General features: G+C 72.6%; 13 protein-coding genes and 2 pseudogenes. 8 read left to right on the top strand and 7 right to left on the bottom strand.

Annotated features, from left to right (window positions below; all coding sequences use genetic code 11):
- Window positions 1-36: 36 nt before the first annotated feature.
- Complete coding sequence (locus IH26_RS0106340) at window positions 37-963, bottom strand: alcohol dehydrogenase catalytic domain-containing protein (protein ID WP_084598666.1); 927 nt, start codon at window positions 961-963, stop codon at window positions 37-39.
- A 352-nt stretch (window positions 964-1,315) separates the two neighbouring features.
- Between IH26_RS0106340 and IH26_RS0106335 the strand changes: the two genes are divergently transcribed.
- From IH26_RS0106335 to IH26_RS57660, 5 genes are all read left to right on the top strand, one after another.
- Entirely contained in the window at window positions 1,316-2,407 is a 1,092-nt protein-coding gene (locus tag IH26_RS0106335; protein ID WP_030435159.1) for an isocitrate lyase/PEP mutase family protein, read from the top strand.
- 102 nt (window positions 2,408-2,509) lie between these two features.
- Window positions 2,510-3,046 carry a hypothetical protein gene (locus tag IH26_RS61195; protein WP_169789725.1) on the top strand — a complete coding sequence of 179 codons (537 nt, stop codon included), beginning with the start codon at window positions 2,510-2,512 and terminating at the stop codon, window positions 3,044-3,046.
- Between the two features lie 40 nt (window positions 3,047-3,086).
- Complete coding sequence (locus tag IH26_RS0106325; RefSeq protein ID WP_030435157.1) at window positions 3,087-5,315, top strand: LamG domain-containing protein; 2,229 nt, start codon at window positions 3,087-3,089, stop codon at window positions 5,313-5,315.
- A 156-nt stretch (window positions 5,316-5,471) separates the two neighbouring features.
- Complete coding sequence (locus IH26_RS61190; RefSeq protein WP_030435156.1) at window positions 5,472-6,107, top strand: hypothetical protein; 636 nt, start codon at window positions 5,472-5,474, stop codon at window positions 6,105-6,107.
- Window positions 6,089-6,952, top strand: coding sequence for a signal peptidase I (locus tag IH26_RS57660; protein ID WP_169789724.1), 864 nt, complete (start codon window positions 6,089-6,091; stop codon window positions 6,950-6,952). Before IH26_RS61190 ends, IH26_RS57660 begins: the two co-directional genes overlap by 19 nt.
- A gap of 165 nt (window positions 6,953-7,117) precedes the next feature.
- Here IH26_RS57660 and IH26_RS0106310 read toward each other — a convergent pair whose 3' ends face one another.
- Window positions 7,118-8,413: an MFS transporter gene (locus tag IH26_RS0106310; protein WP_245664958.1), complete on the bottom strand. Its 1,296-nt coding sequence runs from the start codon at window positions 8,411-8,413 to the stop codon at window positions 7,118-7,120.
- Window positions 8,365-9,150: a siderophore-interacting protein gene (locus IH26_RS0106305; protein ID WP_063763656.1), complete on the bottom strand. Its 786-nt coding sequence runs from the start codon at window positions 9,148-9,150 to the stop codon at window positions 8,365-8,367. Before IH26_RS0106305 ends, IH26_RS0106310 begins: the two co-directional genes overlap by 49 nt.
- 46 nt (window positions 9,151-9,196) lie before the next feature.
- Between IH26_RS0106305 and IH26_RS0106300 the strand changes: the two genes are divergently transcribed.
- Window positions 9,197-9,655 carry a MarR family winged helix-turn-helix transcriptional regulator gene (locus IH26_RS0106300; protein ID WP_030435152.1) on the top strand — a complete coding sequence of 153 codons (459 nt, stop codon included), beginning with the start codon at window positions 9,197-9,199 and terminating at the stop codon, window positions 9,653-9,655.
- 24 nt (window positions 9,656-9,679) lie between these two features.
- Here the strand turns inward: IH26_RS0106300 and IH26_RS53200 are convergent, their stop codons facing one another.
- Together IH26_RS53200 and IH26_RS0106290 are read right to left on the bottom strand one after the other, a co-directional pair.
- Window positions 9,680-10,447, bottom strand: coding sequence for an ABC transporter permease (locus tag IH26_RS53200; protein WP_051807615.1), 768 nt, complete (start codon window positions 10,445-10,447; stop codon window positions 9,680-9,682).
- Entirely contained in the window at window positions 10,444-11,169 is a 726-nt protein-coding gene (locus IH26_RS0106290) for an ABC transporter ATP-binding protein (RefSeq protein ID WP_030435150.1), read from the bottom strand. Before IH26_RS0106290 ends, IH26_RS53200 begins: the two co-directional genes overlap by 4 nt.
- Window positions 11,170-11,269: 100 nt before the next feature.
- On the opposite strand from IH26_RS0106290, the gene IH26_RS0106285 reads away from it, so the two are divergent.
- Window positions 11,270-12,409, top strand: coding sequence for a sensor histidine kinase (locus IH26_RS0106285; protein ID WP_030435149.1), 1,140 nt, complete (start codon window positions 11,270-11,272; stop codon window positions 12,407-12,409).
- The gene (locus tag IH26_RS0106280) at window positions 12,406-13,056 is read left to right on the top strand and encodes a response regulator (protein WP_030435148.1); all 651 of its coding nucleotides are present in this window, start codon (window positions 12,406-12,408) and stop codon (window positions 13,054-13,056) included. Before IH26_RS0106285 ends, IH26_RS0106280 begins: the two co-directional genes overlap by 4 nt.
- 32 nt (window positions 13,057-13,088) lie before the next feature.
- Here the strand turns inward: IH26_RS0106280 and IH26_RS59555 are convergent.
- Window positions 13,089-13,310: pseudogene (locus IH26_RS59555) on the bottom strand (hypothetical protein); the annotation flags it as partial.
- A 14-nt stretch (window positions 13,311-13,324) separates the two neighbouring features.
- Window positions 13,325-13,393 (bottom strand): annotated as a pseudogene (locus IH26_RS64435) (hypothetical protein); the annotation flags it as partial.
- Between the last annotated feature and the right edge of the window lie 122 nt (window positions 13,394-13,515).

Below are 13,515 nucleotides of genomic sequence, written 5' to 3'. Positions count from 1 at the left end.
GGTATTTTTGCGCGTGAATCGGGCGAAAGCCCCGGCTCAGGGGTGGACGACGACCTTGAGACCCTCGCGCGCGGCCGCCGTGGTCATCGCCGCCTCGATCCGATCGAGCGGGAACGCCGCCGACACCAGCGAGGTCAGATCGACCCGCTTCCGCGCGGCCAGCTCGATCGCGCGCGGATAGACCTCGCCCATCCGGCGGGACAGCACCAGGGTCAGTCCCTTGCGGCGAGCGATCGAGGCCGGGAAGGTCGTACGGTCGCCGTCCGGGATGCCGACCAGGATCACCCGGGCCCCCGGCTTGGCGGCGCGCAGCGCGGTCGCGACCGCCCCGTCCGAGCCGGAGACCTCGAAGACCAGGTCCGCCTCGCCGCCGTCGAGCGGTTCCGCGCCGTGCCCGATCGCCGCCGCCATCCGGTGCGGCAACGGATCGGTCGCGAACACCCGGGTGGCGCCGGCGAGCCCGGCAAGCTGGACCAGCATCAGCCCGATCGGACCACAACCGATCACCGCGACCGTCGTGCCGAGGCGCGGATGGGCGCGGTCGTACGCGTGCAGTGCCACCCCGAGCGGCTCGAGCAGCGCGCCCTCGTCGTCCGAGACGGTGTCGGGGATCGGGTGCAGTCGATGGCTCGGCCACGCCATGAGCTGCCGCAGGCCGCCGTCGCAGCCGCCGTGCCCGGCGAAGACGATGTTCAGGCAGAGGTTCGGGTCGCCGGCCAGGCACGGCTCGCAGTGCATGCAGGGGATCGCCGGATCGATCGCGACCCGTACGCCGTCCCGCTCGCCGCCGCGGATGACGCCGGCCATCTCGTGACCCAGCACGAGCGGCCGCGACACGACGGCGTCGCCGATCCCGCCCTCGGTGAACCAGTGCAGATCGGACCCGCACAGCCCGATGCTGGTCACCTCGACCAGCGACTCCCCCGCCGCCGGGACCGGGTCGCCCTCGGTCGTGAGCCGCACATCCCCAGCGCCGTGAAGTCGAGCCGCAAGCATGATGTGAACGATAACATCGCAGGTCGCGAAGCTCGGCCCACGCCACCATTCCGTACGGCGGCCCGGGTTCGTGGTTCTACCAGGAGGGCACGGCGCGCTGTTCGGGATGGGCTGTTCCGACCCGTCCACCCTGGACGGAGCGCGAACACTCTGATCCGCTCCGCCTACGGCGCGATTCGCCCCACCCGGGTTTCGCGGCACGTTTCGGCCCCGGCCGGGTTTCGCGGCGCGTTTCGGCCCCGGCCGGGTTTCGCGGCGCGCGTCCGGCCATGATCGGGCGGACAATGCCTGCACGACCACGGCAGAGGGAGGCCTCGTCATGACCGGCGCGGACGAGCTACGGGCACTGCTCCGAGCGAACCACGTCACCCACGTCCCGGGCATCTACGACCCGGCCACCGCGGCGCTCGCGGTGCAGGCGGGCCACCGGGTGGCGTACCTCTCCGGTGCCGCGGTCTCGGCACTCATGCTGGGCCGTCCCGACCTGGGCTACGTGGCCGCCACGCAGATCGCCGACCGGGCGAGCACGCTGGCGCCGGCGCTGAACGGGGTGCCGCTGATCGCCGACGCGGACACCGGCTACGGCAACCCCCTCGAAGCGGTCTGGACCGGCCACGCGTACGTCCGCGCCGGCATCTCCGGCCTGCACCTGGAGGATCAGGTCTCGCCCCGGGGCGCTGGGCGCCCGGCCGGCCGGGAGATGTCCGACGCCGACTCGGCGGCCGCCAAGATCAAGGCGTTGGCCACCGAGGTGCCGGAGCTCGTGCTGATCGCCCGGACCGATGCGTACGCCGCGAGCGGCCTGACCGGGGCGATCGCGAGGTGCCGTGCCTTTGCGGAGGCCGGCGCCGACGCCGTCTTCCCCGCGGGCGTCGGCGATCCGAACGAGCTCGCCGAACTGCACGCGGCGATCCCGGACGTGCCGATCGTGCTCCACCGATCGGAGACGACCGGAAACCGTCCCGCCGCCACCGACGCGGAACTGGCCGCGGCCGGCGTACGGATGGTGCTGCATCCGGTCGCCGCGCTGCTCGCCGCCCTGCGCGCGGTGTCGCAGGTCTACCGCCAGATCGCCGAGACCGGCAGCGCCGAGCCGGTCGACCGGATGCCGTGGGCCGCGTTCACCGCGCTGGCCGGCGGCCCGGAGGCGCTCGCGCCGGTCGGCCGCCGCCCACCCGGCGGGCAGGCCGACTACACCGGCCCCAGCGAGGAAATCGGTTACCTCCCGAGCCAGCCCGGCGGCTACGTCTCCGGCGGCAACTTCCACGGCCACACGCCGCCCGGTCCGAGCGGCGGCCAGGCGCCGGCCGGTCATTTCCACGCCGAGACCCCGCCCGGCACGTACCCCGGTTTCTCGCCGCCCCGGCATAGCGGCGGTGACCGCTACACCTTCGGCCGGCTGCAGACCTGACCCGGACGAGGCGAAACTCTCAACTCGCCGGGCCGGGTGCCGAACGGGCCCGGCGTGCCCCGGGCTACGCGGCGCCGTGCCGCAGCATCTATCGCCGCAGTGGTGGTGACGCTCTCCTGCTGGGCGATCTGGCGCCCGCTGTACGCATCGTTCGCCGCGACCGCCGGCATGCCGGGAGCGCAGGTGCGGACCGGGATGGTCGCGCTGGGCAGCCCGGCGAACGCGATCGTCTCGGTGACCGGCGCCATCCCGGGCAGCTTCGGCTCCAGCTGCCTGCGGATCACCTACACCGGCTCGCTGACCGGGCACGTGCGGCTCTACCTGACCCCGGCCGGAATCGCCGGCACCGGCCTCGCGTCCTATCTGACCCTGCAGGTCAAGCAGGGTAGCGGCGGCAACGTGGACTGCTCGGACTTCGTCCCCGCCGCGACCGTCTACAACCCCGCCGGGCTGATCGACACCACCAAGACGGTGACCGCTTTCGGCGCGGCCAGTCCCGGCTATGCCACCGGGGTGGACAGCTGGACGGCCGCCACCTCGGACACCCGGACGTACGAATTCAACTGGCAACTGCAGGACGACAACGCCGCCGAGAGTCGCACCGCGTCGCTCACCTTCACCTGGGAGGCGCAGAGCTGATCGCCTCAACTATCGCGCGTGCCAGTCGAAAGGCGGGAGGATGCTGAAGAAGATCGGCGCCGGACGGTGGCACGTCGCGGCCGGCGCGCTGGCCGTGGCCTGCGTGCTGGCGGTGCTGGCCAGGTACGCCGATCTTCCCCGGTCCTTCGCGGCCTTCTCGGCGACCGGCACCAGCTCCGGCAACTCCGTCACCGCCGGGCCGGCCTTCCCGGACTATCCGACCCGGGTGACCGCCGACCACCCGTCGGTCTACTACCGCCTGAACGACAGCCCGGGCTCGACGACGGCGCTCGACTCGTCGGGCAACGGCCGGACCGGCGTCTTCGACACCACCGATCCCGACTCGTGGACCGGATTCTGGCCGTTCGACGAGGGGTCGGGCGGCACGGCGAGGGACCTCTCGGCGTACGCCACGCCGCACGATCTGACGATCTCGGGGGCGGGCTGGACGGCGTCCGGCCGATCCGGGAACGCGCTTTCCTTCAACGGCACGAGCGACTACGCGGCGACGGCCACCAACGCGGTGACCACGAACGCGCCCTTCACGGTCGCCGCCTGGGTCTATCTCACCGACAACTCGGTCTCCCGCACCGCGGTCAGCCAGCAGGGCGTCAACGCCAGCGCCTTCGAGCTCGGCTACGACAAGGCCCTCGGCCGCTGGGCGTTCGAGCTGCCGCACAGCGACAACGCTGCGGCGCCGGTCGACGTGGCCAAGTCGACCGGCGCTCCGGTCCTGAACAGGTGGACGCTTCTGGTCGGCTCGTTCAGCGGCAACCACATCGACCTCTGGGTCGACGGGGCCAAGCAGGGCGGCGGGGCCGGCCACGGCGGCGCCCACGTCTGGGCCTCCGGGGGTGCCTTCGAGGTGGGCGATGGGCTGAGCACGTCCCGTACGGACTTCTGGGCCGGCCGCGTCGACAGCGTACGGATCTGGGACGCCTACGCCACCACGGCGGACGCACAGGAGTGGACGCTCGGCCCGACCGGCGGTGCGTCGACCGACTGGCAGTTCGACGAGGGGGGCGCCGCGACGAGCACCGTCGACAACTCCGGAAATCTGAACACCGGGACGCTCGGCCCGGCGGCCGGGTGGGGCGCCGGCCAGTCCGGCGCCAAGTCGGTCTCGCTGACCGGCTCGACCAACAGCTACGTCGCCGGCGCCGCCCCCGGCGTCGACACCAGCGCGAGCTTCACCGTCTCGGCCTGGGTGTTCCTGTCGGGAACCACGCTGGGCGCCATGTCCCGGGTGGCGCTCAGCCAGAGCGGAACGAACAAGAGCGGTTTCCTTTTGCGGTACGACTACTCCGGCACCCGCTGGGAGTTCGCCGTGACCCAGGGGGCGGCCGACGACAACAACCCGGTGTTCGACTCGTCCGTCTCGGCGATCGGCTCGGCGGCCCTCAACAACTGGACCCACCTGATCGGCGTCTACGACCGCGTGGCGCAGACCGTGACCCTCTATGTCGACGGCGTCGCCATGGCCCCGGCCGCGCACACGTCGGTCTTCGCCGCCACCGGCCCGCTGCAGGTCGGCCGGGTCAAGGAGTTCGGTGGCTGGATGACCGGTGCGCATCCCACCGAGGCCTGGGGACCGTGGTCCGGCCGGATCGACGATGTTCAGATGTTCCGCCGGGCACTGGACGCGCCGGAGGTCAGCGCGCTCTACAACGGCGGCGGCACACAGACCACGCTGGGCGTGCCGGGTGCTCTCCAGGGCGCGCAACAGGGGCAGCAGGCCAGCACGGCGATGGCCTTCGGCGCGGACGGCCGGGCGCTCTACACCGCGGACACCTTCACCGGTCCGACCACCTACAGCACCGAGTGCTGGTTCCGCAGCGCCGGCCTCAACGGCGGCACGCACGGCGTGAGCCTGGTCTCCTTCGGCAGCAGCGGCGCCGGGAACTCTTCCGGTTCGTACGACCGCCGGCTCTTTCTGGACACCGCCGGGCACCTGGTCGCCGGGACGGCGTCCGGCACGGCCGGTACCGCACAGTCGCCGGGCACGTACTTCGACGGCGGCTGGCACTACGCGGCGGTCACCGTGAGCCCGGGCACCGGGCTCACGCTCTATGTGGACGGTCGGCCGGTGGCCACCGCCGCCTACACCGCGCCGGCCAACCTCACCGGGTACTGGCGGTGGGGCGGCGACACCTGGGGCGGCGCGTGGCCGGCGGACTACCTGCGGTACGGCGAGCTGGACGAGGCGGCCATCTATCCGGCGGCGCTCTCCGCCCAGCAGGTGTCCTGGCACTACCACGCCAACCATTGAGTCATTGATCACAGCATCGATTCGTCAAGAGCTCTTCAAGACCCTCCCCGCGCGCCGATCAGGGCCCGCAACGCCCAGCGAGGGGGGTCACCCATGCATCGCAGGCAAGGCCGGAAACGTCCCCGCGGCGCAATACTGCTCGCGATCGCTCTCATCGTGACCGCCGGCGCGATCTGGCGAGCGTCGTACGCCGCATTCTCGGTGACGACGGTGAACCCGTCGAACTCGTGGTCCTCGGGCGCCCTCGCGCTGACCGCCACCGACGGCAACAACACGAACATCACCGGCACCGCCGTCTTCGGCGCCACCGGGTGGCGGCCGACCGACACGCTCACCAAATGCGTCACCGTGACCTACGGCGGCACCATCACCGCGGGCACGGCGGTCCGCCTCTACGCGACCGCCGTCACCAACACCGCGGCGTACAACGGCCACTCCTTGAGCAGCTATCTGAAGCTCGTCATCAAGGAGGGCACCGGGTCCACCGACACCAACTGCACCAACTTCGTGCCGGGCAGCACGCTCTTCGACTCCAGCACCCAGTCCGGCCCGGTCACCAGCGCCACGGTCATAGCCGGCTCGCTGATGGACTTCACGACCAACAAGGTCGACTACACGAGTGGCGTGGTCACCGGGTGGACGCCGTCCACCGGCAGCACCTCGAAGAGTTACCAGTTCGTGGTGAGCTTTCCGGGGAGCGCCACGTTCCCCGGCGGCGGGAGCAACTCGATCGACACCGATCTCATGTCGATGACCGCGACGACCGGCTTCACATGGGAAGTCCACAGCTGACCCGGGCCGTCCCGCCGACCTCGGCGGGACGGTACCGGCCGGCGGCACCGCCGTCCCGGTACGCCGCGGACACGGTCCGGTTTCTCGCCCAGTTGGTGCTGGCGATCGTCGCCTGCATGACCGTGGCCGGGGTGGTTCCGGCGCTGTTCGGCTGGCACTCGTACGTGGTGTGCTCGGGATCGATGGTCCCGAGCCTCGCGGTCGGCGACGTGGCGATCGCGGCGCCGGTTCGTCCCGGTGACATCGCACCCGGGCGGATCGTGGTGTTCCAGGCGCCGGGGCAGCCCGGGCGGCTCCTCGTGCACCGCATCCAGGGCCTCCAGCCGGACGGGCGCGTGCTGACCAAGGGCGACGCCAATGCCGCCGCCGATTCGACGCCGGTGCGGCCGGACACCGTACGCGGGCTGGTCCGCCTGCGTCTGCCGATGGTCGGCCTGCCTCTCCACTGGTGGCAGACGAAGGACTGGGCGCCGGCGATCGGCGGCGTCGCGCTGCTGGTCAGCTTGGTCCTCATCGCGTCGCCGCGGTACCAACCTCCGAAGCACCTCCGGGCCGGCCCGCGGCACGGGCGGACGGCGGCGCGTCGGGCGGCCGCGACGGCGCTGGTCGATCGGCTCCCGGCGGTGGGGCACGTGCGGCGCACGCGGGATCCGCAGGACCGCCGCCGGGTGACGGTGCGGACGAGCGAGACGGCGATGACGGTGGCGTCGGCGTTCTTCGTGCCGCTGGGCCGCCGGAGGCACGAGGCGGCGGCGGACGTCGGCGACGAGGAAGTGGCCCGCACCGCCGAGATCGTCCGTCGCCTGACGAACGCGGTGACCGACGCGAGCCGCGACCGCGACTGATCACCGGCCGGCGCCGCCCGAACACGCGCGCCAAACCGATCGCGACCGCTCAGCGGCCGTTGCGCCCATAACCGATCGCGACCGCTCAGCGGCCGTTGCGCCCAAACCGATCGCATTCGCTCAGCGGGCCGCGCGAGACACTCGCGTCAAACCGATCGCAACCGCTCACCGGACCGCGCGCGGGCGCAGCGCGGGAACCGCGGCGATCAGCGTGCCGACGCACAATGCCGCCGCGCTGATCGCCAGTGACCAGTGCACGCCGACGAGCGCGCCGAACAGGCCGACCGTCACGCCGCTGCCGAAGCGCAGACCGTTGGCCGACACCCCGTACACGCCGATCACCTTGCCCCGGTCCCCCGGCGGCGCCAGCAGTTGCACGACGGTCTGACCGACCGACATCGACGCCAGGTTGGCCACACCGCCGATCACCAGCAGGACCACGGCCGCCGGATAGGAGCCCGCCATCGCGAACAGAAGGGTGCACACCCCGTATGCCAAGGTGCTCAGGACCGCCGCCCCGACGGTGGCCGGAATCCATCCGGTGGCCTCCAGCACGAGGCCGCCGAGCACTCCCCCGGCGCCATTGGCGAAAAGCAGGATTCCGTACGCCGTTCCGGCGCCGCCCGTGCCCAGGTCCTGCGCGAAAATGGGCATCGATGCCTGGATCGACGTGCCCACGAAGAACGATCCGAGGCCGCCGAGCACGATCATGCTGACCAGCGTGCGATTGGTGCGCACCGCACGCAGCACGCGCAGCGAGTCGAGCACGCCGACCCGTTCGTGCCGCACGATGCCGCCGTCCCGGGTGTGGCCGGTGAACCGGGTGCGGAAAAGGAACAGCGTCAGCGGCAGGTAGAACAGCACGTTCGTGAAGATGCCGGCGGTCGGCCCCAGCCCGAGCAGCAGCGCCGACCCGACGACCGGCCCGAACAGCACGCCGAGGCTGCGGAACGTGGCATTCAGGCGTACGGCGCTCGGAAGCTCTTCATCGCCCACGAAGTCGTGCAGCATCAGCTGCTCGCCCGGCCCCCACAACGACCCCGCGAGGCCATGCAGAACGAGCAGGACGCACGCCTCCCACATCCGCAGCGCGCCGGTCAGGAACAGCACGCCCCACAGCACCGAGACGAGCATGAAAAGCGCCTGCGCCGCCTGGATGACCCGCCGGCAGTCGAACCGGTCGGCCAGCCCGCCGAAATACACCGAGAACAGCAGGAACGGCACCCAATGGCTGATCACCTCGAAGCCCGCGAGGGCCGGCGAATGGAACTTCTGCCACAGCTGCCAATAGGTGATGACGTGCTCGATGTTGTCGGCCATCATCGCCAGCGCCGCGCCGAACAGATACGGGCGGGAATCCCGATTGCGCAGGGCGGCGAACCGCCGGGGCGCGGCGGGCGCCCCGGCGCCGGTCAGGCCTCCTCCTCGCGGGGCAGCGCGCCGGCCACCCCGACCCGCCAATAGCCGTGGATCGAGAGGCGCTCGCGGTCGACCCGCTGGTCGTCGCGCAGGTAAGCGCGCACCTCACGCATGACATCCGCCTCGCCGGCGGCCCAGACGAAGACATCGCTCGGCACGTCCCCCACCGTATCCAGCAATCCCTCCGCGGAGGGCAGCCAGGTGACCTTCACGGGACGTTCGTCACCCAGCGGCCGCGGCGAGCCGCCGATGACGAGGACGCGGACGGCCACCGACGCCGGCAACTCCTCGAGGAAGCGCTCGGCGGCCGGCAGCCCGGTCTCGTCCACCACGATCAGGTAGTCGGACACGGAACCGGGGAAGATCTGGCTGCCGCGCGGGCCGAGCACGCCGACCTCGGCGCCGGGCACCGCGCCGAGCGCCCAGCGGCCGGCCGGCCCGTGCGAGTGCAGCACGAAGTCGAGCGCGAGCTCCTTGGCCACCGGGTCGAAGCGCCGGATCGTGTAGTCGCGCATCGCCGGGCGCGGCCCGTCCGGCGGCGGCAGCTCGACCCGGCCGGTTCCGGGATCGGGCGGCACCAGCTTGACGTGGTCGCTCGCGCCGAGCTCGCCGAGCGGGAAGTCGGGTTCCAGGTCGTCGCCGCCCAGCCAGATGCGCCGCATCGTCGGGCTCAGCTCCTCGACCCGGGTCACCCGCAGGATGCGCCGGCGCGGGGTGCGGCGCTCCCGGCGGACGAGAGGTTCCCCGCCGGTGGAAGATCCGTCAGGTAGTTTTGTCACAAAACTATGTTGTCATGTACGAGCAGACGACCGCAAGGAGACCCAGATGGAGCTCGGTGACCAGCTCGTCGGCCTCGTGCAGGGGCTCGGCCGGGCCCTGGTGCAGGCCACCCGCGCGGCCGTGGCCCTGCCCGCCCTGCCCGAGTCGCAGATCGCGGTGCTGCGGCGGCTCTCCCACACGGGCGGGCGCACGCCCGCCCAGCTCGCCGACGACCTCCATCTGGCACGTCCGACCATCTCCAATGTCGTACGCGACCTGACCGCCGACGGGCTGGTCGAGCGCCGCCCGGCCCCCGCCGACGGCCGTTCGGTGGTGCTCGTGCCGACCGCGCGGGCGGAGGCGCAGCTCAGGGCGTTCCGGCGGGGCCGCTCGGAGGTGATGGCGGGCGCGCTGGCCACGCTCTCCGCCGAGGAAATCGCTTACCTCGAGGCTGCGATGCCGGCGCTCACCAAGTTGCTCGACACGGTGCGAACCCATGAGCGACGAGCGCCGAAAACGCCCTGACGGCGCTGACGGCACTGTGGACTGTCACGCGTCCCTGGCCGAGCGCCAGGCGCCCAGCCCGAGCGCCGCCAGGAGGTACAGCGCGAGGTCCAGGTATGCCAGCCCCAGCGACGGGAGCCGCGGCTTCGCGGCCACCGCGTGGACCTGCGCCACCACGTCGCCGGCGTTGGACAGCAGCAGGCGCGACGGCAGATAGGACCAGACCTCCAGGGCTTTGGCCGCGCCGTACGCGAGGAACACCACCGCGATCAGCGCCGCGGTGGCGCCGGCCGGGTGCCGCAGCAGCGCGCCCAGCCCGAAGCCGACCATCGTGACGACGCACAGGTACAGCCCGGCGCTGACCACCGAGCGCAGCACGCCGGGCGCGCCGAGCCCGATGTCGAGGTGCTTGCCGTGCAGTATCGCCTGGCCGAGCAGATAGCTGCCGAACGCCAGCGTCTCTCCGGCGACCAGCGCCACGCCGAGGAGAGTGCCCGCCTTCGCCGCGAACGCCACGCTCCGGCGAGGCTGTGCGATCAGGGTCGCGATGATCGTGCCGGAGCTGTACTCCGACGTCACGGCGAGCACGCCCAGGACGCCGAGCGCCAGCTGTGCGAAGGTCAGTCCGGCGAACGCGCTGGCGAGCGGGTCGAAGGCGGCCCGGTCGGCGGCCGGCATCGTGTCCCAGCCGCGCACGGCGGCGACCGTGTCGGCCACGCCCAGCCCGACGGCGAACGCGACCGCGGCGCCGAGCGCGAGCCGGGTCGAGCGGACCGACCACAATTTGATCCATTCGGCGCGCAGGGCGGTCATCGCACACCGCCGCTGCGGTAGGCGACCGCGCCGGCCGTACAGGCGAAATAGGCGTCCTCGAGGGTGGCGTGGCCACGGCTGAACGCCTCCACCGTGTCGTCGGCGAGCAGCCGTCCGCCGCCGATGACCAGCAGCCGGTCGGCGGCCAGCGCCAGCTCGCTGATCAGGTGGCTGGAGACCAGGATCGTGCGTCCCTCCCCGGCCAGGCCCCGCATCAGCGCGCGGATCCAGTGCACGCCCTCCGGGTCGAGGCCGTTGACCGGCTCGTCGAGCACCAGCGTCGGCGGGTCACCGAGCAGCGCGGCGGCGATGCCGAGCCGCTGGCGCATGCCGAGGGAGAAGCCGCGGACCCGCCGGCCCGCGACGCCGGTCAGCCCGGTCCGGTCGAGGGCTTCGTCGACGCGGCGACGGTCCAGGCCGTTGCTGGCGGCGAGCCAGTGCAGGTGGCGGTACGCGGTGCGGCCGCCGTGCGGGCCGGCCGTGTCGACGAGCGCGCCCACCTCGCGCAGCGGCTGCCGCAGGTTCTGGTACGGCCGGCCGTTGACCAGTGCCCGCCCCGACGTCGGCGTGGTCAGGGCGAGCAACATGCGGATGGTGGTGGACTTGCCGGCGCCGTTCGGGCCGAGGAAGCCGGTGACGCTGCCCGGGCGTACCGAGAAGGTCAGGTCCTCGACCGCCGTGCGCGGGCCGTACCGTTTGGTGAGCTGCTGTACTTCGATCATGTCCCCGACTGTGCGGCCGCCGGGGCGCATCAGTCGTCCGGCCGGCGGCATATGCCCGCAGGCAGACGACGCGCCGCCGCGGCCGCCGTAGGCTCCCGGCATGCGACCCGAATCGCCGACCCTGCTGTGGCATCGGCTGTCCCCGGCGGCCTGGCTCCTGGTGGACGGGCTCGCCGCCGCGGCGTTCGGCCTCCTCGCGTACGGCATCCTCGGCGCCCGGGAAGGCAATCGGACACTCGCCGTCGCGGCGACCGCGCTCGCCACCGCGACGGTGCCGGTCGCGCGGCGCCGGCCGTTGGCCGCGACCGCCGGGGCGCTCGCGGTCTTCTGGCTGGCGCCGATCTCGCCCCGGTACGCTTGGATCGCGCTGCTGCCGCTGGCCTACGCGCTCTACCGCGCGGCGGAGCGGCACCGGCCCGCGGTCGCCGGCGCCGCGCTCGCCGGGGGCCTCACCGGGCCGGTGGCGAGCGCGCTGCCGTCGTTCCGGCATTCGTTCGGCGTGCTGCCGTTCGGGCTCATGCTGGCCGTCGCCTGGACCGTCGGGGTCGCCGTGCGCCAGCACCGGCTCCACGGTGAGGCGCAGGTGCGGCATGAGGCGCAACGGGCCGAGGAGCGGACCGCGCGGGAGCGGGCCCGCATCGCGCGCGAGTTGCACGACGTCGTGGCGCACGGGATGAGCGTCATCACCGTGCAGGCCGCGTACGGACGGCTGGTCGTACGGAGCGAGCCGGCCGAGGCGGCCGGCGCCCTCGATGCGATCGAGACGACCGGCCGCCAGTCGCTCGCCGAGTTGCGCCGGCTGCTGGGCGTGCTGCGCACCGGCGAGCCCGGTCCCGCCCGGGAGGAGCCGGCGCCGGGCCTGGCCGACCTCGCGCGGCTGGCCGAGCACACGGCACGCGCCGGGGTCCTGGTCGACGTGTCGATCAGCGGCGAGGCCGGAACGCTCGGGCCGGGGCTGGAGCTGTCGGCGTACCGGATAGTGCAGGAAGCGCTTACCAACGTCGTCAAGCACGCCGGCACCGACGCCGCCCGGGTGACGGTCGAGCACCGGCCCGGCGCCCTCGTCCTGGAGATCGTCGACCGTGGACGGGGTGGCGAGATCCGTGCCGAGGGGCACGGGCTCACCGGAATGCGGGAGCGGGCCGCGCTCTACGGCGGAACCCTGCTGGCCGGACCCCTGCCCGAGGGCGGATTCAAGGTCAGCGCCACGCTGGGCCGCCCCGCGGACACGACGCCGTGACGATCCGGGTCCTGATCGCCGACGATCAGGTGCTCATCCGCACCGGCCTGCGCGGCATCGTGGAGACCGCCGGCGACCTCACCGTCGTCGGGGAGGCAGCGACCGGCCTGCGGGCGGTCGACGAGGTCCTCCGCCTTACGCCCGACGTCGCGCTGATGGACATCCGAATGCCGGAGCTCGACGGCATCGCCGCAACCCAACGACTCACGGCGGCCGGATCCGCGACCAGGGTGCTGGTGCTCACGACCTTCGATCTCGACGAGTACGTCTTCGGGGCACTGCGGGCCGGGGCAAGCGGATTCCTGTTCAAGGACACGCCACCGGCCGACCTGCATGCCGCCATCCGGGTGGTCGCGGCGGGTGACGCCCTGCTCGCGCCGAAAGTCACCCGCCGGCTCATCGCCTCGTTCAGCGGCGACACCACCGCTGCGCCCGCCCCGGAACTGGACGTGCTCACCGACCGGGAACGGCAGGTGCTGGGGCTGGTCGCCGAGGGGCTCACCAACGCCGAGATCGGCGAGCGCCTGTTCATCGCGCCGGGCACGGCCAAGGTGCACGTCGCCCGCCTGCTGTACAAGCTGAGCGCCCGCGATCGGGTTCAGCTGGTCATCATCGCGCACCGGGCAGGGCTCACGCCCAGGCTGTGACGGACACGCCATTCGGCCCGCGCGCGACCGGGTCAGCCGGAGATGCTGGGTTTTCCGGTCTCCAGGTGACCGACGAGCCGTTGCGACCACTTCGGATCGCGATCGGCGGTGACGGTCACGTCGTACCAGCCGTGGCTCTGCTTGACCGGGTCGGCGCTCCAGGTGCGGACGCTGCGCGGCGGGACTCGCAGGGCCTGCGGCCGACCACGACGTGCTCGACGCGCAGGTCGCCGTGACACTCGGGCTTGCGCGCCGCGGCCTCCGCGGCGCCGGGACCGGCGACGGCTCCGGACAGCGACGCGGTGACGGCCGCGGCGGCAGCCGTGCCGAGAAACTCTCTACGGGAAAGCTCGGACCTGACTCTTCACCCCCGGGAAGGCGGAACGATGCCTCCCGACGCTGTGCCCGTCACCTGGCCCGAGCGCGACAACCAGACAAAGGCGGAATGCCGTTTACCCG

The organism is Actinoplanes subtropicus, assembly GCF_000721705.1.
GTDB classification, from domain to species: domain Bacteria; phylum Actinomycetota; class Actinomycetes; order Mycobacteriales; family Micromonosporaceae; genus Actinoplanes; species Actinoplanes subtropicus.
This window is presented reverse-complemented; position numbering and strand designations above follow the sequence as displayed.